The 20,968-nt window shown below is 67.9% G+C and carries 17 protein-coding genes and 1 tRNA gene; 7 read left to right on the top strand and 11 right to left on the bottom strand.

The annotated features are described in order from the left end of the window. Positions 1 to 152 precede the first annotated feature (152 nt). Both B4E96_RS02130 and B4E96_RS02135 read left to right on the top strand, forming a co-directional pair. Positions 153 to 1,442, top strand: coding sequence for an NAD-dependent epimerase/dehydratase family protein (locus B4E96_RS02130; RefSeq protein WP_259844461.1), 1,290 nt, complete (start codon positions 153 to 155; stop codon positions 1,440 to 1,442). Further along, entirely contained in the window at positions 1,442 to 2,629 is a 1,188-nt protein-coding gene (locus B4E96_RS02135; RefSeq protein ID WP_102160119.1) for a glycosyltransferase family 4 protein, read from the top strand. The genes B4E96_RS02130 and B4E96_RS02135 overlap by 1 nt, the downstream gene beginning before the upstream one ends. An 11-nt stretch (positions 2,630 to 2,640) precedes the next feature. Here the strand turns inward: B4E96_RS02135 and B4E96_RS02140 are convergent, their stop codons facing one another. The 5 genes from B4E96_RS02140 to B4E96_RS02160 form a co-directional block, all read right to left on the bottom strand. Beyond that, complete coding sequence (locus B4E96_RS02140) at positions 2,641 to 3,267, bottom strand: hypothetical protein (RefSeq protein WP_165882930.1); 627 nt, start codon at positions 3,265 to 3,267, stop codon at positions 2,641 to 2,643. A gap of 157 nt (positions 3,268 to 3,424) precedes the next feature. Beyond that, positions 3,425 to 3,512 (bottom strand) — tRNA-Leu (locus B4E96_RS02145). 130 nt (positions 3,513 to 3,642) lie between these two features. Beyond that, positions 3,643 to 4,521: a MaoC/PaaZ C-terminal domain-containing protein gene (locus B4E96_RS02150; RefSeq protein WP_286956235.1), complete on the bottom strand. Its 879-nt coding sequence runs from the start codon at positions 4,519 to 4,521 to the stop codon at positions 3,643 to 3,645. After that, positions 4,521 to 5,891 carry a 3-oxoacyl-ACP reductase gene (locus B4E96_RS02155; protein ID WP_286956435.1) on the bottom strand — a complete coding sequence of 457 codons (1,371 nt, stop codon included), beginning with the start codon at positions 5,889 to 5,891 and terminating at the stop codon, positions 4,521 to 4,523. The genes B4E96_RS02150 and B4E96_RS02155 overlap by 1 nt, the downstream gene beginning before the upstream one ends. Before the next feature lie 2 nt (positions 5,892 to 5,893). Next, a complete protein-coding gene (locus B4E96_RS02160; RefSeq protein ID WP_165882928.1) occupies positions 5,894 to 7,174 on the bottom strand; it encodes an acetyl-CoA C-acetyltransferase in 1,281 nt (426 codons plus the stop codon). An 87-nt stretch (positions 7,175 to 7,261) separates the two neighbouring features. On the opposite strand from B4E96_RS02160, the gene B4E96_RS02165 reads away from it, so the two are divergent. Next, on the top strand, positions 7,262 to 7,942 hold the full coding sequence (locus tag B4E96_RS02165; RefSeq protein WP_286956237.1) for a TetR/AcrR family transcriptional regulator: 681 nt from the start codon (positions 7,262 to 7,264) through the stop codon (positions 7,940 to 7,942). Positions 7,943 to 7,944: 2 nt separating this feature from the next. Further along, complete coding sequence (locus tag B4E96_RS02170) at positions 7,945 to 10,014, top strand: acyl-CoA dehydrogenase family protein (RefSeq protein WP_286956238.1); 2,070 nt, start codon at positions 7,945 to 7,947, stop codon at positions 10,012 to 10,014. 76 nt (positions 10,015 to 10,090) lie between these two features. Here the strand turns inward: B4E96_RS02170 and metX are convergent, their stop codons facing one another. The 5 genes from metX to B4E96_RS02195 form a co-directional block, all read right to left on the bottom strand. After that, on the bottom strand, positions 10,091 to 11,221 hold the full coding sequence (metX, locus tag B4E96_RS02175) for a homoserine O-acetyltransferase MetX (protein WP_286956239.1): 1,131 nt from the start codon (positions 11,219 to 11,221) through the stop codon (positions 10,091 to 10,093). 6 nt (positions 11,222 to 11,227) lie between these two features. Then, complete coding sequence (locus B4E96_RS02180) at positions 11,228 to 12,538, bottom strand: bifunctional o-acetylhomoserine/o-acetylserine sulfhydrylase (RefSeq protein WP_259855241.1); 1,311 nt, start codon at positions 12,536 to 12,538, stop codon at positions 11,228 to 11,230. Positions 12,539 to 12,678: 140 nt separating this feature from the next. Then, positions 12,679 to 15,999, bottom strand: a complete 3,321-nt coding sequence (locus tag B4E96_RS02185) for an error-prone DNA polymerase (protein ID WP_286956240.1) — start codon at positions 15,997 to 15,999, stop codon at positions 12,679 to 12,681. Between the two features lie 12 nt (positions 16,000 to 16,011). After that, positions 16,012 to 17,583, bottom strand: a complete 1,572-nt coding sequence (locus tag B4E96_RS02190) for a DNA polymerase Y family protein (protein WP_286956242.1) — start codon at positions 17,581 to 17,583, stop codon at positions 16,012 to 16,014. Next, complete coding sequence (locus B4E96_RS02195; protein ID WP_286956243.1) at positions 17,573 to 18,304, bottom strand: porin; 732 nt, start codon at positions 18,302 to 18,304, stop codon at positions 17,573 to 17,575. The genes B4E96_RS02190 and B4E96_RS02195 overlap by 11 nt, the downstream gene beginning before the upstream one ends. 93 nt (positions 18,305 to 18,397) lie before the next feature. On the opposite strand from B4E96_RS02195, the gene B4E96_RS02200 reads away from it, so the two are divergent. Both B4E96_RS02200 and B4E96_RS02205 read left to right on the top strand, forming a co-directional pair. After that, on the top strand, positions 18,398 to 18,901 hold the full coding sequence (locus B4E96_RS02200; RefSeq protein WP_286956244.1) for a tRNA (cytidine(34)-2'-O)-methyltransferase: 504 nt from the start codon (positions 18,398 to 18,400) through the stop codon (positions 18,899 to 18,901). Next, complete coding sequence (locus B4E96_RS02205; protein ID WP_286956246.1) at positions 18,898 to 19,725, top strand: hydroxymethylpyrimidine/phosphomethylpyrimidine kinase; 828 nt, start codon at positions 18,898 to 18,900, stop codon at positions 19,723 to 19,725. Before B4E96_RS02200 ends, B4E96_RS02205 begins: the two co-directional genes overlap by 4 nt. Positions 19,726 to 19,922: 197 nt before the next feature. Here the strand turns inward: B4E96_RS02205 and B4E96_RS02210 are convergent, their stop codons facing one another. Then, on the bottom strand, positions 19,923 to 20,180 hold the full coding sequence (locus B4E96_RS02210) for a type B 50S ribosomal protein L31 (RefSeq protein WP_102160149.1): 258 nt from the start codon (positions 20,178 to 20,180) through the stop codon (positions 19,923 to 19,925). A gap of 207 nt (positions 20,181 to 20,387) precedes the next feature. Between B4E96_RS02210 and B4E96_RS02215 the strand changes: the two genes are divergently transcribed. Then, positions 20,388 to 20,951, top strand: a complete 564-nt coding sequence (locus B4E96_RS02215; RefSeq protein WP_286956247.1) for a YbaK/EbsC family protein — start codon at positions 20,388 to 20,390, stop codon at positions 20,949 to 20,951. Positions 20,952 to 20,968: the final 17 nt, after the last annotated feature.

Raw genomic sequence — 20,968 nt, forward strand, 5'->3', positions numbered from 1 at the left:
GAAATCGGCGAACCGCAGATGAATACCCCGTAACGCCTTCGAAGCCGGGGCCCTCCGGCGCGTCCCCGCGTGTGTGGGCGGCGTGTGCATATGACAGACTACGACTAAGTGTCCCGGCGCGAGCGCGCCGTCGTCGATCGAGGAGGAGCAAGATGAAGACTGTTGTCTGCGGTGGAGACGGATTCTGCGGCTGGCCGACAGCCCTGCATCTCTCAGCGCGAGGCCACGACGTTGTCATCCTCGACAATCTGTCCCGCCGGGCGATCGACGAGGAGCTCGGTGCGGAGTCGCTGACCCCGATCGCCTCGATCGAAGAACGGCTCGACGCCTGGGAGGAGCTGACCGGCAAGCGGATCGGCTTCGCCCAGATCGACCTGGCGCAGGACTACGAAGCCGTGCTGCGCCTGCTCGGCGAGTACGCACCCGACACCGTCATCCACTTCGCCGAACAGCGGGCAGCGCCGTACTCGATGAAGTCCCCGGCGCACAAGCGCTACACCGTCGACAACAACGTCAACGCCACCCACAACCTGCTCGCTGCGATCGTCGAGAACGGCTCCGACATCCACCTCGTGCACCTGGGCACGATGGGCGTCTACGGCTACGGGACCGCCGGCATGGAGATCCCCGAGGGCTACCTCGATGTGCAGGTCACCGCCGACAAGGATGCCGAGGGACGGCCGTGCGAGCCGTACCAGGTCGAACAGCAGATCCTGTACCCGACGAACCCGGGTTCGATCTACCACATGACGAAGGTGCTCGATCAGCACCTGTTCGCCTACTACGCCAAGAACGATGCGCTGCGCATCACCGACCTGCACCAGGGCATCATCTGGGGTACGAACACCGCAGAGACCAAGCTCGATGAGCGCCTGGTCAACCGCTTTGACTACGACGGCGACTACGGCACCGTGCTCAACCGGTTCCTCATGCAGTCGGCGGTCGGCTACCCGCTGACCGTCCACGGCACCGGCGGGCAGACACGCGCATTCATCCACATCCAGGACATGGTCCGCTGTGTGGAGATCGCGGTGGACAATCCCCCTGAGGCCGGTGAGCGGGTCAAGATCTTCAACCAGCTGACCGAGACCCACCGGGTGCGCGAACTCGCCGAGCTCATCTGCTCGATCACCGGCGCCCGCCTGGAGAACGTGCCCAACCCGCGCCACGAATCGGCAGAGAACGACCTGCACGCCTCGAACGCGACGTTCCTGGCACTCGGGCTCAAGCCGACGACTCTGTCCGACGGGCTGCTCATGGAGGTCAATGAGACCGCCAAGCGCTACGCCCACCGGGCAGACCTGTCGAAGATCCCGGCGTCCTCGGTCTGGACCAAGCACCAGCAGCCGGGTGTGCCCACCGTCCCGGCCGACACCTCGGGCCTGGCCGATGCGCAGGCCAGAGGTGACCACGACGAGACGGCGGCGGTATCCGGCAGCTGATGCGCATCGCCCTCTTCACAGAAGTCTTCCTGCCGAAGATCGACGGAGTCGTCACCCGGCTCATGGGCACCCTCGACCACCTGGCCGATATGGGCCATGAGGTCGTCGTGTTCGCCCCAGGCCACCCACCGGCCCGCTATGCCGGGTTCCGGGTGGTGCCGGTGCGATCTGTGTCCTTCAAGCCGTGGTACCCCGAGCTGCGGGTCGGCCTGCCGACGTCGAACATCGCCAAGACGATGGAGCGCTTCCACCCGCATGTCGTCCATGCGGTCAACCCAATCTGGCTGGCCGCCTACGGCACGATGTCCTCGAAGCGGCGCGATCTGCCGATGCTCGCGTCCTTCCATACGAATGTGCCGGAGTACACGCAGCGGCTCGGGCTCGAGTGGATCACCGACACGACCGAGCGGTGGATCACGTGGATCCACAACCTCGCCGAGGTCAACCTGTGCACCTCGCAGCCGATGATCGAGCAGGCCGCGGCGGCTGGGATCAAGAACCTCGACCTGTGGCCGCGGGCCGTCGACACGCAGACCTACCATCCGGGCAACTACTCGCAGCGGATGCGCGAGCGGCTCACCGACGGGCACCCGGAGGACCGGCTGCTCGTCTATGTCGGGCGGATGTCGAAGGAGAAGGATCTCGACGTGCTGCGAGGCGTCATCGCCCGCGCACCGGAGGGAACCCGGCTGGCGATGGTCGGCTCGGGACCGCATCTCAAGCAGCTGGAGGCTGAGTTCGCCGGCACCCCGACGCTGTTCACCGGCTACATGAGCGGTCAGGAGCTGGCCGAGGCCTACGCCTCAGCCGACGTGTTCGTCTTCCCTTCGACCACTGAGACCTTAGGGCTGGTGGCGCTGGAGTCGATGGCCTCAGGCGTGCCGGTCGTCGCTGCGCGGGCAGGCGGCATCCCGTTCGCCGTGCCCGACGGTGTCGGCGGGCTGCTGTGCGAACCCCATTCGAGTGAGGACATGTCAGCTCAGGTCAACCGTCTGCTGGCAGATGAGAGCCTGCGCTCGGCACTGGCCGCCGGCGGGCAGGCCGAGATGGAGCAGCACAGCTGGCGGGCGGCGACTGAGAAGCTCGTCGAAAGCTACGAGCTGGCCATCGAGCGGCACTGGTCGGACTATGTGCCCCCGCGCTGGCGGATCAAGACGTTCGGCCGGCCGATGCCGCGCGCAACCTGACCGAGCCGAGGTCAAACCTGCTCAGCTGCGGCCTTGGCGTCGTTCCAGCTGCCGAAGTGATTGCGCACCGAGGCGCCTGACGGCCTGGCCCGGCCGGCGGCCCGTTCGTCCTTGGCCCATGCCTCATAGCGGCTGAAGCTCTCCGCTCCCCCGGCTGCGTGCGCATCAGTGAGGAAATCGCTGACCGCGCTGCGGAATGCTTCAGGTGAGTAGTGGAAGGCGCCCCGTCTGCGGCCCCCGCCCGAGGTGGGGAAGCCCAGCGAGCTCAGAGCGTCGTTCCAGAAGTTCGTGCCCAGCCGCTTGCGCACTGTCTGGCTCGTCGGCGGCCAGATCTGGTGCCCAGCCTGGCCCGCGAACTCCAGACCGCGCACCGCGCGGGCACGCGCGGCATCGTAGGCGTCCTTGGAGAACGGCACCGCCGAACCTGCTGTGAGCTCGGCGCGGGTGGCAGCGATGAGTGCGAAGACGTTGAGCACTTCAGCACGGGTCCTGCCCTGCTCATGCAGGACCTCTTCGAGTTCCGCGGCAGCCTCGGACTCGACCGCACCGCTGATCTCCTCTGCCGGTGTCAGGTTCTGTGACAGCGCGTAGAGATAGTGGACAGCGGCAGTGACGAGCTCACTTCGCGTAGAGGGCACTGATGACTTCCTTGTCTTGCCGGGAACACGGTTCGGATGGGCTGCATCCTCACCGGCGAGTATGTCACAGAATCCCGTGCAGACGGAGGCTCGGCCGACATGCAGAAAGCCCCGGAACCTCAATGGTTCCGGGGCTTTCAACGGCCTGAGCCGGTTGTGCGCGAGGGGGGACTTGAACCCCCACGCCCGATATAGTGGGCACTAGCACCTCAAGCTAGCGCGTCTACCAATTCCGCCACCCGCGCGGGCAACAGAGAACACATTACATGCTCTGAACCCGATTGCAAAATCGGATTCGCCCTCTGTGACGAACGCCGCACCAACCTGCGTGAATGCGGGCATCCACGCAGGTCAGGCGGCGTTCAGACACTCCATTCACGACAGCGGCGCGATGCTTCCGAGCACGTGCGGCTTGCCGTTCTTGACGCTCCACACCGCATAGCGGCGAGCAGCGCCTTCGTGATCGTCGAAGACACCGAAGCCCACTCGCGCCGGCAGGATGACCGGCTTGGCGAACTGCGCCCCCCACACGTAGCCGCCGGCCGGGGCCTGGGCGGCCGAGAGCGCACGCGAGGCGGTGTACATGCCGTGGGCGATCGATGCCGGGAACCCGAAGGCCTTGGCGGCCAGCGGATTCAGGTGGATCGGGTTGTAGTCCCCTGAGACCTTCGCATACGTCGGGCCGATCGAGCGCGGCAGCTTCCAGATCGAAGACGGCACTCCAGGCGCCTCGAACTCGCTGCGCGCCTCCTCGCGCTCGGCCTCGGCGCTGCTGAGGTGCTTGCCGACGGCCAGATACGTGGCGGTCTCCTCGAAGACCGTCCCACCGTCGACGTCCCCCGTGACGAGCACGTCGAACTCGGTGCCCTTGCGGTGCTTGCGTGCCTGCCCGATCCGCACCGAGGTCGTCACGGTTTCTCCGATGAGGACCGGCCGGTGCAGGCTGAACCGGTTGACGATGTGCACCAGGCCCAGCAGGGGCAGCGGGAAGCCCGGGTCGGTCATGAGCTGCATCGCCAGCGGGAAGCCGAGCTTGTGCAGGTATCCCGGATGCACCGCATCGGTCACCGGTGCCTCAACGACGCGGTGGAACGCTGCCACCTCGACGGGATCGAGCGTGGTGGTCGATTCCACCGAGCGGGTCGGCATATGAGCAGAGTTGTGGGGGCGCTTCTTGAACTGGCGCAGCAGGGTCTTGCCGAGCACTGCACCGGTGTTGATGGGCTGCGGTACGCCGCGAGTGAATTTCGTCATCACGCCCCCAGCAGGCTCTGGCCGCATACGCGCAGCGTCTTGCCGTTGATGCCGCCGGCGGCCGGCTGAGCGAAGAACGCGATCGCCTCGGCGACGTCGCGCGGCTTGCCACCCTGCTGCAGGCTCGACAGGCGCCGGCCGAGCTCACGCGGGACCATCGGCATCGCAGCCGTCATATCCGTTTCGATGAAGCCCGGTGCCACGGCGTTGATCGTGCCGCTGCGCGCAGCGAAGTCCTCTGCGGCAGCCGCGACCATTCCCACGACAGCGGCCTTCGAAGCCGAGTAGTTCGTCTGTCCGCGGTTGCCGGCAAGACCGGCGATCGAGGCCAGCGACACGACACGAGGAGCCTCACCCCAGCCGTTGGCAGCGGTGATCGTCTCGTTGATGCGCAGCTGGGAGGAGATGTTGACAGCGATGGCTGAGGCCCAGCGGGATTCGTCCATGTTCGCCAGCAGCTTGTCGCGTGTGATGCCGGCGTTGTGAATGAGGATGTCGATCGGGGCACCGACGCGCTCCATGATCTGCTGGCCGGTGTCCTCGGCGGTGATGTCGAGCTGGATGGCGACACCGCCGATGCTGTTCATCGTCTGCGCCAGGGCCTGCCCGGCCTGCGGAACATCGACACCGTAGACCTGTGCCCCATCCCGGTGGAGCACACGGGCGATCTCTGCGCCGATGCCGCGGGCGGCACCGGTGACGACAGCGACTGCACCGTTGAGCGGTCCGGTCTGGCCGGTGGCGGCGAACTCCGCGGCCGAGGTGGTGGTTCCGCGGTCGCTGGAGACGGTGAGGAACTGCCCGGAGACGTAAGCGGACTTCGCCGAAAGCAGGAACCACAGGGCGGCTACAGCCGATGGAGCGGTGGCCTGCACGCCGTCGAGGACGATGCCGTTGGCGGTCGAGCCGGCGCGCATCTCGTGTGCAAGCGAGCGGGTGATGCCGGTGACGGCGTTGCGGACGGCGTTGAGCGCCGGGTCGGCATCGGTGGTGTGCGGGAAGACGACGCCGGCGTCGGCGACGGTGATGACCCGACCGCATTCCGTCAGCTGGCGCAGCGCCGAGCCGATGGCCAGGGTCGTGTCCTGCAGCTGGTCGGGGTGGGTCAGGCCGTCGTAGGCGGCGATGATCGCCTGGTAGCGCAGACCCGGGTTCGGGGTGCGGTGGACGCTGAAGCCGTTGTCGAGCAGCAGCTGGCTGAGTGCGTCGGCCCCGCTGGTCTCACCGAGCACGAGGATCGGCTCGCTGAGGTAGCCGTGGGAGCTGTCGGCCGGGTCGAAGCGGCGCAGCGGCACAGGTGCCGGCAGTCCGAGGGTCTTGACGATCTTCTTCAGCGGCCCGTTGGCCAGCGAGATGTACTTGTCGTTCATGGTCATGCCTCCAGGATCGCGGTGAGTCCCTGACCGCCGGCAGCGCAGATCGAGATGAGTGCGCGCGTGCCGCCGGTCTCCTTCAGGTGCTTGGCTGCGGTGGCGATGATGCGCCCGCCGGTTGCGGCGAACGGGTGCCCGGCTGCCAGCGACGAGCCGTTGGGGTTGAGCTTGGTGCGGTCGATCGAGCCGAGTGCGCCGTCGAGGCCGAGGCGCTCACGGCAGAACTCCTCTGATTCCCATGCCGCCAGGTGGCACAGCACGGTCGAGGCGAAGGCCTCGTGGATCTCGAAGAAGTCGAAGTCGGCAAACGTCAGGCCGTTGCGGGCCAGCAGACGCGGAACGGCGTAGGCCGGAGCCATGAGCAGTCCCTCTCCCCCGTGGACGAAGTCAACGGCGGCCGCCTCAGCGTCGCGGAAGTATGCCAGCGGCTCCAGACCGTGGGCGGCGGCGTACTCGTCGCTGCCGATGAGCACGGCAGACGCGCCGTCGGTCAGCGGAGTCGAATTGCCTGCCGTCATCGTGGCAGGCTCCGGCAGGTTGCGGCCGAAGACCGGCTTGAGCTCGGCGAGCTTCTCCATCGTCGAGTCCGGGCGCAGGTTCGTATCGACGCTCACACCCTGGTAGGAGGTGACGAGGTCGTCGAAGAATCCTCGGTCCCAGGCGGCAGCGAGGTTGCGGTGCGACTCCACAGCCAGTGCGTCCTGGTCTTCGCGGCTGATGCCCCAGACTGCGGTGCTGATGGCCTGGTGATCGCCCATCGACATGCCGGTGCGGGCCTCGCCGGTGCTCGGCGCCTGCGGAGCCAGGTGCTGCGGCCGCAGCCGAGCCAGAGTCTTGAGGCGCTGACCGTTCGACTTCGCGCGCGAGAGGTCCAGCAGGATCGAACGCAGCTCTTCGGTCACGACGATCGGGGCATCGGATGCGGAGTCGACACCGCAGGCGATGCCGGATTCGATCTGGCCGTGCATGACCTTGTGGCTGATCGATACGACAGTCTCCAGGCCGGTGGCGCAGGCCTGTCCGATGTCGAAAGCCGGGGTGTGGGGGTCGAGTGCGGAGCCGAGGACCGCCTCGCGGGTGAGGTTGATGTCCTTGCTGTGTTTGAGCACGGCGCCGCCTGCGACCTCGCCGAGGAGTTCGCCGGCCATGCCGTAGCGGGCGACGAGACCGTCGAGTGCGCTGGTGAGCATGTCCTGGTTCGAGGCGTGGGCGTACTGCTTGTTGCTGCGGGCGAACGGGATGCGGTTGCCTCCCAGGACTGCGGCTCTGCGCTGCGTCATGTGATTCCTCCGGGGGTCGTGGTTGTCAGGTCGATGCGAGCGCACCGTGAATACCTGTTACTGACAGTACCTGATACTGTTCGTCATATGAAACCCGTCACTCAGGATGGCCGAAGCGCACGCTGGGACGCCCATCGCCGCGAGCGTCGCAAGATGCTCCTGCGCACTGTGCGCCATGCCGTGGCCCACCACGGACCCGAGATCTCCATGGAGCAGCTTTCGGTGCAGGCGCAGACGACGAAGACGGTGCTGTACCGGTACTTCGGCGACCGGGGCGGGTTGCAGCGCGCCATGGGCGAGTGGGCGATGAAAGTCATCACACGCTCGCTTGACCGGGCTGACTACAGCCCGCACACCCCGCGCGCGTCGCTGCGCGCGATGATCTCAGCGTTCGTCGACCTCGCCGCGCGCGCCCCGAATGTCTACCGGTTCTGCGACGCCGCGGTGATCAGCACCGCAGATCCGAAGGCCGACAACGACTACGACACCTTCTTCCAGGGCATCACCGCGCTGCTGTGCCGCAGGCTCCAGCTCTCCGGCGATGCCGAAGTGCAGTGGGCCTACGGGGCCATCGGATTCGTCCGCGCCAGCACCGAGCGCTGGCTGCTGCGGCCGACTGACCAGGAGGCATTCGTCGACCAGCTGACCACCTGGCTGTGGAACTCCCGCAGTGCCGACATGACCGACACCACCGAGCCAGCCCAGACCACCTCGGGCGCGTCCTCCCGCACGACCGCACCCGCCCCGAATTCCGAGACCAAGGAGTGACCATGAGCAAGAAACACCAGCTGTCCGTCGACCCCGCCCGCATCGGCGCCGTCCTCGACGGGCGGTGGGCCGAGCAGCGCTACATCGGCCGCAGCTTCATCGACAGCGAACACGCCGTGCTCAGCGAGACCGGTGACCTCGAGCAGCTGCGCGAGGAGACCCTCGCCGGAGTCAAGGCGCTCATCGACACCGGCATCTCCGGTCTGCCGCTGCCCGAATCCGAAGGCGGTCAGAACAACCACGCAGGCTACGTCGCCGCGTTCGAGGAGCTCGTGACCGCAGAGCCGAGCATCCAGATCAAGGCCGGTGTGCAGTTCGGGCTCTTCGCCGGGGCGATCCAGCATCTGGGCAATGCCGAACAGCATGACAAGTGGCTCAAGCCCGCCGTCCGCGGCGAGCTGCTCGGCGCCTTCGCGATGACCGAGATCGGCCACGGCTCCGACGTCGCCTCGATCGGCACCACGGCCACCTACGATCCATCCGATGAGACCTTCGTCATCAACACCCCCTTCCGGGCAGCGACGAAGGAATACCTCGGCAATGCCGCCGTCCACGGTGAGGCCGCCGTCGTGTTCGCCCAGCTCATCACCAACGGCGTCAACCACGGCGTGCACTGCTTCTTCGTCCCGATCCGCGACGGCGCTGCGGGTGAGCCGCTGCCCGGCGTCACCCCGGAGGACGACGGCCGCAAGGGCGGACTGCTCGGCATCGACAACGGCCGCCTGTCCTTCGACAACGTGCGCGTGCCGCGCACCAACCTGCTCAACCGCTACGGCGACGTCGCAGCCGACGGCACCTACTCCTCGGACATCGAATCCCCGGGCCGGCGCTTCTTCACGATGCTCGGCACCCTCGTCCAGGGCCGTGTCTCACTCGACGGCTCCGGTGTCACTGCAGCGAAGCTCGCTCTCGACATCGCCATGCGCTACGGGCTCGAGCGCCGCCAGTTCACCGGTGGGGACGACGCCGTCGAGGAGGTGCTGATGGACTACCAGCAGCACCAGCGCCGCCTCATGCCCCTGGTCGCCCGCGTGTTCGCCAATGCGGTGGCCCACGATCAGCTGCTGGAGTCCTTCCAGCTGGTCTTCGGCGGCGAGGACGACTCCGATGAGGCCCGCCAGCGACTCGAGACCCAGGCCGCCGGTTTCAAGGCGATCACCACCTGGGATGCGCTGTGCACGATCCAGGAATGCCGTGAGGCCTGCGGCGGCGCCGGCTACATGTGGGAGAACCGACTCGTCGGCCTCTACGGCGACCTCGACGTCTACGTCACGTTCGAAGGCGACAACACCGTCCTGCTGCAGCTGGTCGCCAAGCGCCTGCTGAGCGACTACGCCGCCGAACTCAAGGACATCGACCTCGGCGGTGTTGCCCGCTACATCGGCACCCAGGCCGCCGAGCACTCGCTGTACCGCTCCGGTCTGGCCAACGTCGGGCGCACCATCGGCGACATCTTCACTCCGGCGCTGAATAACAAGCGGGTGCGCTCAGGCCATGTGCAGCAGGCGATGCTGCACAATCGCGTCGAGGTCATGGTCGCCGACCTCGCCGGCACCCTGCGCCCGGCCGCCTCGATGCCGCCGGCGAAGGCCGCCGAGGTGTTCAACAGTGTGCAGCATCAGCTCATCGAGGCCGCTCGTGCCTACATCGAGGCGCTCAAGTGGGAGGCTCTCAACGATGCGATGCACGAGGTGCAGAAGCGCTCCGGTCATGAGGAGGAGGCCAAGCTGCTGCGCCGCATCCGCGACCTCTACGGCCTGAGCCTCATCGAGGACAACATCGGCTGGCACATCATGTACGGCCGCCTGTCGATGTCGCGGGCCCGCCAGATCGGGCCGACCATCGACAGCCTGTGTGCAAAGCTGGCTGCCAACGCCGGTGATATCTGCGAGTCCTTCGGATACGGGCCCAAGCACCGCAGGGCCACGATCGCCGAGGGCATCGAGGCGAAGCGTCAGCAGGAGGCGATGGACTACTACCGCAATGCCCGCGCCCAGCGCGACTTCCCGGTCGATGAGCGGCACCTGTACAAGCAGCGCAAGGCCCAGGAGAAGAAGGCCAAGCGCGGTTGATGCCAGCGGGCCCACCGCCTCGGGCCCGGTGAGAGCACCGGATCAGCCGGCCGCCCCGCATGGGGTGGCCGGCTGATCACGTGAGGAAGCGGCGCAGGTGCGGTGAGAGCTGGGCGCCTTCGGTGAGGAACCCGTCGTGACCTGCCCACGAGTCGAGCACATGGGTCTCGACCTCGCCCGGCAGCGCGGCGGCGAGCTGGGCCACCTGGGCCGGCGGGTAGAGGCGGTCGCTGGAGACGCTGATGACCTGGAACTTCGCCTGCGCTGCCGACAGCGCCTCGGCGAGGTTCGTCGAGCGGCCGCGGCGCACATCGTGATCGCGCAGCGCCTGCGTCAGTATCCGGTAGGACTGCGCATCGAACCGGTCGACGAGCTTGGTCGCCTGGTAGTCGAGATAGCTCTGGATGGCGTAGTAGGCATCGCCTGCCGAGGCCGGCCGCGGCCGGTGGGCGAGGTCGGTCCACTGCTCCTGGCGGGTGTTGGCGAAGCGCTCGTTGAGCTCGGAGTCCGCCCGGTAGGTCAGGTGGGCGATCTGCCGGGCCAGACCGAGGCCGCGGCGCGGGAACCGGCCGATGACGGCATAGTCCCCGCCGCAGAAGTCCGGATCGAGCTCGATCGCCTGGATCTGGGTGTAGGCCCAGGCGATCTGGTCGGCATCCGAGAACGCCGGCGCGGCCAGGATCGTGGCGCGATTGACCCGCTCGGGAGCCACGAGCGCGAACTCAAGCGCCCGCGCCCCGCCCATCGACCCGCCGATGACCGCATGCCAGGCCGGGATGCCGAGCCGGTCGCTCAGCAGCACCTCGGCTGCAGCCATATCGCGGATCGACACGGCCGGGAACCGGGAGCCGTGCGCCAGCCCATCGGCTGACGGGGAGGTCGGGCCCGTCGAGCCGTTGCAGCCGCCGATGGCATTGGCGCACACGACGAAGAACTCGTTCGTGTCGATCGCCTTGCCCGGCCCGACGACGTCTTCCCACCAGCCGGGGGCGAAGGACCGCGGTGACTCAGCCGCCGCCGGGTTGGCCACCCCGGAGCTGACATGCGGATCCCCGGTGAGCGCATGCTCGATGAGCACGGCGTTGGACTTCTCCGCGTTCAGCTGCCCATAGGTCTCATAGGCGATGTGCAGCTGCTCGAAGACGTACCCGGATTCGAGCACGACATCGTGGAACTCGGCGACGGCTGTGCGGCTGGCGACCTGCATCGTGCATCAGCCGCGGGCTGCGGCGAATCCCTTCTCCAGATCGGCGATGATGTCATCGATGCCCTCGATGCCGACGGCCAGGCGGACGAAGGCCGGGCTGACACCGGCGGCGCGCTGGGCGTCCTCGTCGAGCTGACTGTGGGTCGTCGACGCCGGGTGGATGACCAGCGAGCGGACATCGCCGATGTTGGCGACATGCGAGTGCAGCTCGAGGGCGTCGACGAACTTCACAGCAGCGTCGTAGCCGTCTGCGATCTCGAAGCCGAGCACGGAGCCGACACCCTTAGGCAGGTACTTCTGGCCGAGCTCGTACCACGGGCTTGAGGGCAGGCCGGCGAAGTGGACCTTGTCGACCTGGGCGTGGCTCTCCAGGAACTCCGCGACCCGCTGGGCGTTGGCGACATGGCGTTCGATGCGCAGGCTGAGGGTCTCCAGGCCCTGGGCGATGAGGAAGGCGTTGAACGGCGAGGCGGCCGGTCCGAGGTCGCGCAGCAGCTGCACGCGGGCCTTGATGCCGTAGGAGACGTTCGCGCCGAACGGTGAATCCGGGCCGAGGTCGCGGGCGTAGACGAGGCCGTTGTAGGAGGCGTCGGGCTGGTTGAAGCCGGGGAAGCGCTCAGGCTCGGCACTGTAGTCGAAGTTGCCGCTGTCGACGATGATTCCGGCGATCGAGGTGCCGTGGCCGCCAAGGTACTTCGTCGCTGAGTGGATGACGACGTCAGCGCCGTGTTCGATCGGGCGCACGAGGTAGGGGGTGGCCAGCGTGTTGTCGATGATGAGCGGGACTCCTGCGGCATGTGCCGTTTCCGCTACGGCTGCGATGTCGAGGACGTCGGAGCGGGGGTTGGCCACGGTTTCGGCGAAGAACAGCTTGGTGTTGGGCTTGACAGCTGCCTTCCATGCCTCGACATCGCCGGGATCGGAGACGAAGGTCGTCTCGATGCCGAGCTTGCGCAGGGTGACGTCGAGGAGGTTGTAGGTGCCGCCGTACAAGCTGGGGCTGGCCACGACGTGATCGCCGGCTTCAGCGATGTTGATGATGGCCAGGAACTCCGCGGACTGGCCGGAGGCCACGAGCAGGCCCTGCACTCCGCCTTCGAGGTCGGCGATGCGGTCTTCGACGGCGGCGACCGTCGGGTTGCCGATGCGGGTGTAGATCGGGCCGAGGTCGGCCAGCGCGAAGCGGTTGGCGGCGGTCTCGGCGCTGTCGAAGACGTACGAGGTGGTCTGGTAGATCGGCAGGGCGCGGGCGCCGGTGGCCGTATCCGGTGACTGGCCGGCGTGGATCTGGCGGGTCTCGAAGCTCAGTTCGCTCATGGGGTGCTCCTTCAAGCGGGTACAGGTCGGTCGTGGTGTCCACCACGCTAGGGAGCCCGGCTCACCGGGTGGGCTGCTTTCGTCATCTGTCTGTCATGTGTCGTCATATGACGTCATACAGGGGGCATGCAGCGCCTGTCTCACTGGAAGTTCCGTGACTTCACCGGCATCTTGACGTCGAGTGGGATGAGCTTGTCGGCTGTGACGCTGACGACCGTGCCGGCCCGCTGCACCCGGCCGCGGATGACGAGGACGTTGTGGCTGTAGGAGATCGGCCGGTAGCGGCGCATGAGTCCTGGTGAGCAGGCGATGTTGAGCATTCCGAACTCGTCTTCGAGGTTCATGAACGTCACACCTGAGGCGGTGCCGGGCCGCTGCCGGTGCGTCACCAGCCCGGCGACGGTGATCGTCTGGCCGTCGACGGCCTGCTGGGCATCGGCGGTCGAGGCGTAGCCGCGTTCGCGCAGCCTGCCGCGCAGCTGCTCGGTCGGGTAGCCGTCGACGGTCAGGCCGGTGGAGAACAGTTCGGCAAGGGTGATGTCGAAGCTGTTCATGAGCGGCAGAGCCGGGGCCTCGGCGACCGGGGCGGTGCCCGGCAGCATGCCCGGGCCTGACCCGCCCTGGGAGCCGGCGACCCACAGCGCCTGCCGGCGGTCGAGGCCGAAGCAGGCGAACGCGCCTGCGGTGGCGAGGCTTTCGAGCACGGTGACATCGACGCCGGTGCGCTGGGCGAGGTCCCCGACCGAGGTGAAGGGGCCGTCGGCCTCGCGCGCGGCGACGATCGCCTCGGCAGCGGAATCGGCCCCGCGGACCGCTGAGAGCCCGATGCGGACGGCGAACCCGCCAGTCGAATCCGCATCAGCCTCCAGGTCAGCCTGCGCGCTGGAGGCCTGCACATCGACCGGCAAGATCCGCACCCCATGCCTGCGGGCATCGGCGATGAGCGACTGAGCGGAGTAGAAGCCCATCGGCTGGGCGCGCAGCAGCCCGGCGGTGAACGCGGCATGGTGGTAGCGCTTGAACCAGGCGGAGTCGTAGACGAGGTTGGCGAAGCTGATCGCGTGGCTTTCGGGGAACCCGTAGTTGGCGAAGGCGGCGATCTTGTCGAAGATCACCTGCGAGGTCTGCGCATCGACCCCGCGGGCCGCCGCCCCGGCATGGAATCGGTCGGCCAGCTGGCGCATCCGCTCCTTCGACCGTTTGGCACCCATCGCCCGGCGCAGCTGGTCGGCATCCCCGCCGGAGAACCCGGCAACATCGATGGCCAGCTGCATGAGCTGTTCCTGGAACAGCGGCACCCCCAGCGTCTTCTCCAGTGCCGAGCGGGTCAGCGGATGCAGGTAGTCCGGGGCTTCGAGTCCCTGCCGGCGGCGGATGTAGGGATGGACCGACCCGCCCTGGATGGGCCCAGGCCGGATGAGTGCGACCTGGACGGCCAGATCGTAGAAGCAGCGCGGCAGCATCCGCGGCAGGGTGGCCATCTGGGCGCGAGATTCGACCTGGAAGACGCCGATCGCATCGCCTGCGCACAGCATGTCGAAGACCTCCGGGTCCTCCTGCGGCAGCAGCGCCCGCTCGATGCGCTCACCGGTGTGGACGGCGATGAGGTCGACCATCTCGTGCAGGGCGGTGAGCATGCCCAGGCCGAGCAGATCGAACTTCACCAGGTCCATATGTGCGCAGTCATCCTTGTCCCACTGCACGACGGTGCGCCGCTCCATCGTCGCCGGTTCGATCGGCACGACCTCGCCGATCGGCCGGTCGGCTAAGATCATGCCCCCGGAGTGGATGCCCAGGTGGCGGGGTGTGCCGAGCAGCCCGCGGGCGGCGATGATGACCGGGCCGGGCACCCCCTGCTGACCGCCTGCTCCCCCACTGCTGTCGTCGTCATCGTCGTCTTCGGGCAGCCGCGACCAGCGCTCGAGTCCTTTGGAGAACGCGTCCTGCTGGCCGGGCTCGTAGCCGAGGGCGGCTGCGGCATCGCGGACGGCGGACTTGGCCCGGTAGGTGATGACATTGGCGACCTGGGCGGCCCGATCGCGGCCGTAGTGGTCGTAGACGTACTGGATGACCTCCTCGCGGCGGCCGGATTCGATGTCGACGTCGATATCGGGATAGCCCTCGCGCTCAGGGGCGAGGAACCTGTCGAACAGCAGCCCGAAGCGCACCGCATCGACGGCGGTGATGCCGAGGACGTAGCAGACCGCGGAGTTCGCAGCCGACCCCCGGCCCTGGCAGAAGATGTCGTTATCCCGGCAGAACCGGGCGATGTCGTAGACGATGAGGAAGTACCCGCAGAAGCCCATCTGCTCGATCGTGGCCAGCTCGCGATCCAGCAGCTCCCAGGCATCCGGGCGCTGCTCGCGGGTGCCGTAGAGCCTGAGCCCGCCGGCGGTGACGAGCTGACGCAGAAATTCGGCATCGCTCAGCCCGGCAGGCACGGGTGCCTGCGGCAGGCCGGCCCGGGCGGCACGCAGCTCGAAGGCGCAGTCAGCGGCGATCTCGACGGCCGTATCGAGTGCCTCAGCTGGGAACCGGCCAGCCATCTCCGCCCCGGTGTGGATGCGCTGCAGGGCTGCAGGCGGCAGCCAGCCGGCGACCTCGTCGAGGCTGGAGTTCGCACGCACCGCCGCCCGCACCTGCGCATCATGGAACTGCTCCCGGCTGGCATAGTGGACCTGGTTCGTCGCCGCCGTGCGCACCCCAGCCCGCGCAGCGAGTTCGCACAGATGGCGGATGCGCTCATCGTCTTCGGGCAGCCCGGTGCGGGTGAGCTCGACGACGAGCCTCTCGCGGCCGAACATCGCCACCAGCCGGCGCAGCCGGCCCAGTCCGCCGTCGGGATCGCTCAGGTGCGGGATGAGCAGTCCCTTGCGGCAGCCGGTGAGCACATACCAGTCGCCGCCCTGCTCGGCCGCCGCGGCCAGGCCTTCGAGGTCGATGACCGGTTTGTTCTTCGTCCCGGCCATATGCGCCTGCGTCAGTGTGGCCGAGAGGTGCCGGTAGCCGGGCACCCCGCGGGCGAGGACGAGGGCGTGGGCGGCCTCCGGGTCGATCTGGCCGGGGATCTTCGCTCTCAAGCCCAGGGAGATCTCCGCACCGTACACGGTGCCGATCCCCCGTCCGGCGGCTGCCTGGGCGAAGCGGGCGGCCCCGTAGAGGCCGTTGTGATCGGTCAGCGCGATCGCCTCGAGCCCGGCGTCGACGGCAGCGTCGATGAGCTCTTCGGGTTCTGAGGCTCCGTCGAGGAAGCTCATCGTCGAATGCACGTGCAGCTCTGCCCACGGCCGGCCCCGGCGCCGAGGTGGCGCTTGCCTCCCAGCGTCACCGGCACCTGTCCCACCGGCCCGCAGGTCGGGGGGACGCAGCTGCAGCGGCTCAGGGACCGCCTCGGCGGCGGTGCGGGAGGACAGCCGGCGTTCGAGCTCCGACCACGGGATCGGCGGATTGCAGTATCCCATCAGGTCCTCCTTCTAGGCGTAGCGTCCGGTGATGTGCCAGCGGCCGTGCTCCTTGCACAGCAGGAAGGCCTGCCCGCAGTCGGTGAGCACCTGCAGCCGCACCCGGTACTGGGCGCGGGCCGGATCCCACCAGCCGGCCTCGACCGGCCAGGCCGAGGAATGATCGACGATGCTGAACTCGGCGCCGGACTCCAGCCGTAGGAGCACCGGGGTGCTGTCGAGTCCGCTGGGCCGGGCGATGACGCTCATCCCCTGCCGATCGAGCAGCTCGACAGGCGCGCGGTCGACGATCATCGGGTGCGGGGCCGGCAGCCGGCCCGGCCATGGGGCAGACGCGCTGCGCTCAGGGCGGGGCTGCTGCTGCCACGGCGTCCACAGGTTCGTCTCCGCAGGCTCCCGGCCGCCCTGCAGCTGGGGCACGCGCACCGCCTCGGGCCCGTAGAGGCCCTGCAGCCGTTCCAGGGTGTGGGTGACATAGCCCGAACGCTGGGCGAACAGCGAGGTGTGGGCCTCCAGCGGGGCGAGCAGCTCAGCCGCGGTCAGCGCCAGCGCGCAGACACCATCGGCTTCCGCCAGCCCCTCATCGACCGGTTCGGCAGCGGCGGGTGCTGACTGTCCGGCCAGCCAGCCTTCGGCCTGCCAGCGCACCCGGTCGGCGACGAGGTTCTCGTCCATGAGCTCCAGCCGCCAGGTCCGCTGGCTGCGCTGCCCGCCGGCGGCGACGAGCTCGATCGTCAGGCTCGGGCACACGAGCCCGGCTGACCGGATCCCGGTGAACAGCTCAGCGGCAGCGGCACGGGCGTGGAAGGACAGCTCATCGCCACGCGAGCTCGGTGGGCTGATCGGCACCTCGATGAGGTGCTCGCGCTGGCGGACGTGGTCGACCGGCCGGTGGACCGGCAGCCCGCGAGCCAGCCGGTGGGCCTGCACACCGAGGGCGCCGAACCGGGTGCGCATCTGCCCCTCGCCCAGCTGCGCCAGCGATCCGAGCGTGTCGAGGCCGAGGCGTTCGAAGACGGTGACGAGCTCACCGTAGGTGTGGGCATCGGCATAGGCCAGCGCGGTCGTCGGCTGGGTGGCGAGGAAGTCGGCGGTCTGCCCGGGCAGCACCCGGGTGGCGGTGCGGGCGGCGAGCATCGCGGCGAAGACCGAATCGGCGATGCCGGCGAAGAACTCCCAGCCGGTGGCGTCGGTGACTCTCGTGAGCAGTTCCTCGACCGCGGCGTCCTCGCTCGGGTAGGTGCGCGCCAGTGCGGTCAGCGGGATGCTCACCTCTCCCGGGGTCAGCACGGTGAAGCGGGCGATGCTGGCCTCGAGCACATCAAGCCCGGTGGCGAAGATCCGCTGGTCGAGGTCCTCATCCCAGCCGGTGATGCGCACCTGCGGGCAGCGCAGCTGGGCGGCGCGCTTGTTGATCCCGGTCGTGATGCCGGCAGCCCGGGCGGCGGCATTGCAGGAGACGATCCGCCCGCCGCGCAGCACGGCGACCGGTTCGTGGGCCGCCCAGCCGTGCGCTTCGGCTGCAGCGGTCGCCGACCAGTCCGGGACCGTGAGCACGAGGGTCCGCTGGGTCTCAGCCAGCACCGTCGATCACCTGGATCTGCGGGTGTGCCGGCCGGCTGGCCACAGCCTCCGCGCCCGAGGCGGTGGGCAGGTGCTGCACGCTGGGTGCACCGGGGGTGATCGGCCAGGTGAGCAGGTGCTCGCCGGTGCGCGGATGGCGCACCCGCGCGGTGCAGGCCCGCAGCCGTCCGGTGCCTGCATGCAGGCCGTCCCAGCCGGCGACGGAGACCTCGCAGCTTTCGCTGCTGCCGGGCATCGGGCCGAGGGCGATGAGACTGGCGCGGCGTTCGCGGACCTTGGCGGCTAAGCGCTGACGCTCCTGTGGACTCGGGGCAGCCGGCGGGGCGATGATGAGCAGGTCGAAGGTCTCCAGCAGGATCGACACGACCCGCTGCCAGTCCGCAGGCGGGGTGCGCACATGCACGAAGTGCTCCAAGTCGATGCCAAGGTCGGCCAGCCCGGCGACGGCCAGCTCCGGGGTGTCGACGGCTGCGCACCAGTGCTGTTCGCGGGTGGACTTCGCCGCTGCCGCACACGCGAAGGACAGCGCGAGCGTGCCGGTGACGCTGAGGATCTCCCCGCGCGGCAGCCCGCCGCGGGCGAAGACCGGGGCCAGCATGCCGTCCACCGGCAGCGGTTCAGGGCCGGTGAAGAGCTCGCGCGCAGTCGTGACACCCGGCAGGCGACTGAGCTGCTCTCTCAGCGCCTGCGGGTCGGCGGCGACGGCATGGTGGACGGACATAATCACAACTATAGAACACCTATTCGAATGTGAGCAATGCTGTTCGAACGGGTGCACAGCACCGGCCTACTGAGCCGCTAAGCTTGGAACGCCATGAACATCGACATCGTCTTCCACACCCCGGAGATCCCGGGAAACACGGGAAACGCCATCCGCCTGGCAGCGGTCACCGGAGCGCATCTGCACCTGGTCGAACCCCTCGGATTCGACCTCTCCGATACCAAGCTGCGCCGGGCCGGACTCGACTACCACGACCTCGCGCACGTCACCGTCCACCCGGATCTCGCGCACCTGTGGGAGCACCTCGGCGACCGCCGGGTCATCGCCTTCACCACGCACGCACAGACCGGTTTCGGTGAGATCGCCTACACTGACGGCGATGTGCTCCTGTTCGGCAAGGAGTCGACCGGCCTCGATGACGAGGTGCTAGCCGATCCGCATATCGCACAGCAGGTCAGAATCCCGATGCTGCCGGCCCGCCGGTCGCTCAACCTGGCGAACTCGGCTTCGGTTGCGATGTACGAGGCATGGAGACAGCACGGATACGCCGGAGCCGCCATGACAGGGGCTGCGGCCGATGGAAAGGAACCCCAATGACAGCACCTCGCGGCCTGACGGTGGCCGGACTCGATGTCTCCGGCGGCGCCGGCCTCGGCGCCGATATGAAGATGTTCGAGGAATACGGCGTCTTCAGCGCAGCGGTCATCACCTGCGTGGTGACCTTCGACCCGGACAACGGCTTCTACCATTCCGCTGAGTTCCAGGACGCCGACTTCATCCGTCAGCAGCTCGACTCGACCCTGGCGATCCACGACTACGACGTCATCAAGTCCGGCATGGTCGGCTCTGTCGACTCCGCCCTCGTGCTCGCCGACCGGCTGAAGAACAACCACCTGCCCTACGTCTTCGATCCCGTGCTCGTGTGCAAGGGAACGGGCTCGATGGTCGACCTCAAGGACCTGTTCATCGAGAACCTCGTGCCCCTGGCCACCGTCATCACCCCGAACCTCGAAGAGGCCGCAACCCTCGTCGGGGCCGCTGAGCTTACGAACGTCGATGAGATGGCAGAGGCGGCCAAGGCGATCCACGCGATGGGCGCTGATAACGTCGTCGTCAAGGGCGGGGCGCGTCTGGACACCGACGAGGCCATCGACGTCCTATACGACGGGCAGACCCTGACGACCTTCAGCAGCCAGAAGATCACCAATGACCTCGTCAACGGTGCCGGCTGCTCCTTCGCCGCAGCGATCGCCGCCGGCCTGGCCACCGGCCTGTCCGTGCCCGAGGCGGTGCGCAAGTCCAAGGAGACCGTCGCCCACGGCATCGCTGCCGCCGTTCCGAACGCCACCGGCGTCGGCTCACTGCTGCACCCGGCCGCCCGCTGCTACCGGCATGAGGGCATCGTCATCGAACAGCACTGAGTCAGTAAGAACTCTATAAAGCATTGCAAAGGCGGGCCGTCAGTCACTGACGGCCCGCCTTGCGCATGCCTGCCGGCTCCCAGCCCGGCTGAAAGCCTCTGAAAACACTTCTGGCCCGTGACAGAACGTCACGGGCCAGAAGTCGTAGCGCAATCACCGATGGTGCTGCAGGATGCGCCCTGGAGCGCATCGCGCACTCAGCGGCGCTTGCCGAAGCCCTTGTAGCGGTCCTTGAACTTCTCCACGCGGCCGGCGGAGTCGAGGATGCGCTGCTTGCCGGTGTAGAACGGGTGCGAGGCCGAGGAGATCTCGACGTCGATGAGCGGGTAGGTGTTGCCGTCTTCCCACTCGATGGTCTTCTCGCTCTCAACGGTGGAGCGGGTGACGAACTTGGTGCCCGAGGCAAGGTCGTTGAAGACGACCGTGCGGTACTCCGGGTGGATGTCCTTCTTCATGAGATGTCCTTTGTTTGAATTCGTCAGGGCCCCTGATGCGGAGCTGCCCCCGCCTGCCAGTGCCCAAATTCACGTGCGACTCCGAAATGAGCCACCAGCCAACTATACAGGTCGCGGCCACCGGACGCGATTCAGCCCAGTAGAAGCAGGATGTCCGCACTGCGGTCGGCGATCCGGCCCCCTCCGGCGGTGTGCTGTCATGGAGCCATGTCATCCTGGACGATCCTCTCCCATGCCCCTGCACCTGTCGAGACGGTTCCGGCCCGCGAGCACCCCGAGCTGCTCGCCGCTCCCACCGCCGAGGCGGTGGCCGGGTTCCCAGCTGAGCATCCGGTCGACGTGTTCGCCATCGACCCGGATCTGGCTGACACTGCCGCGCTGACCGAAGCGTATGGGCTTAAGGATCAGCATTCGGCCAACTGCGTCATCGTCGCAGGCTCCCGGGCCGGTGAGGAGCGCATCGCCGCCTGCATGGTCCTCGCCCACACTCGCGCTGATGTCAACAAACGAGTGCGCAAGCTGCTCGATGTGCGCAAGGCCTCGTTCATGGACCAGGAGCGGGCATGCGCCGAATCGGGCATGGAGTACGGCGGCATCGGACCCTTCGGTCTGCCGGCCGGCTACCGGATCCTCATCGACTCACGCATCGTCACCGAACCCGAGGTGGTGATCGGATCGGGCATCCGCGGTTCGAAGATCATCCTGTCCGGTCAGGCGCTGGCGGCGCTGCCCGGCGCCGAGGTGATCGAAGACCTCGCGATCGAGGTGTGAGCTGGCCGGAGAATCCA

It is taken from the genome of Brevibacterium sp. UBA7493 (assembly GCF_002479565.1).
Taxonomy (GTDB): domain Bacteria; phylum Actinomycetota; class Actinomycetes; order Actinomycetales; family Brevibacteriaceae; genus Brevibacterium; species Brevibacterium luteolum.

Bases quoted from the DNA above. Each gene is read 5' to 3' on its own strand.
- B4E96_RS02135 (WP_102160119.1), top strand. From the start codon at position 1,442: ATGCGCATCGCCCTCTTCACAGAAGTCTTCCTGCCGAAGATCGACGGA.
- B4E96_RS02155 (WP_286956435.1), bottom strand. From the start codon at position 5,891: ATGAACGACAAGTACATCTCGCTGGCCAACGGGCCGCTGAAGAAGATC.
- B4E96_RS02185 (WP_286956240.1), bottom strand. From the start codon at position 15,999: ATGGGATACTGCAATCCGCCGATCCCGTGGTCGGAGCTCGAACGCCGG.
- B4E96_RS02200 (WP_286956244.1), top strand. From the start codon at position 18,398: ATGAACATCGACATCGTCTTCCACACCCCGGAGATCCCGGGAAACACG.
- B4E96_RS02215 (WP_286956247.1), top strand. From the start codon at position 20,388: ATGTCATCCTGGACGATCCTCTCCCATGCCCCTGCACCTGTCGAGACG.
- B4E96_RS02205 (WP_286956246.1), top strand. From the start codon at position 18,898: ATGACAGCACCTCGCGGCCTGACGGTGGCCGGACTCGATGTCTCCGGC.
- B4E96_RS02160 (WP_165882928.1), bottom strand. From the start codon at position 7,174: ATGACGCAGCGCAGAGCCGCAGTCCTGGGAGGCAACCGCATCCCGTTC.
- B4E96_RS02210 (WP_102160149.1), bottom strand. From the start codon at position 20,180: ATGAAGAAGGACATCCACCCGGAGTACCGCACGGTCGTCTTCAACGAC.
- B4E96_RS02170 (WP_286956238.1), top strand. From the start codon at position 7,945: ATGAGCAAGAAACACCAGCTGTCCGTCGACCCCGCCCGCATCGGCGCC.
- B4E96_RS02150 (WP_286956235.1), bottom strand. From the start codon at position 4,521: ATGACGAAATTCACTCGCGGCGTACCGCAGCCCATCAACACCGGTGCA.
- B4E96_RS02165 (WP_286956237.1), top strand. From the start codon at position 7,262: ATGAAACCCGTCACTCAGGATGGCCGAAGCGCACGCTGGGACGCCCAT.
- B4E96_RS02180 (WP_259855241.1), bottom strand. From the start codon at position 12,538: ATGAGCGAACTGAGCTTCGAGACCCGCCAGATCCACGCCGGCCAGTCA.
- metX (WP_286956239.1), bottom strand. From the start codon at position 11,221: ATGCAGGTCGCCAGCCGCACAGCCGTCGCCGAGTTCCACGATGTCGTG.
- B4E96_RS02195 (WP_286956243.1), bottom strand. From the start codon at position 18,304: ATGTCCGTCCACCATGCCGTCGCCGCCGACCCGCAGGCGCTGAGAGAG.
- B4E96_RS02130 (WP_259844461.1), top strand. From the start codon at position 153: ATGAAGACTGTTGTCTGCGGTGGAGACGGATTCTGCGGCTGGCCGACA.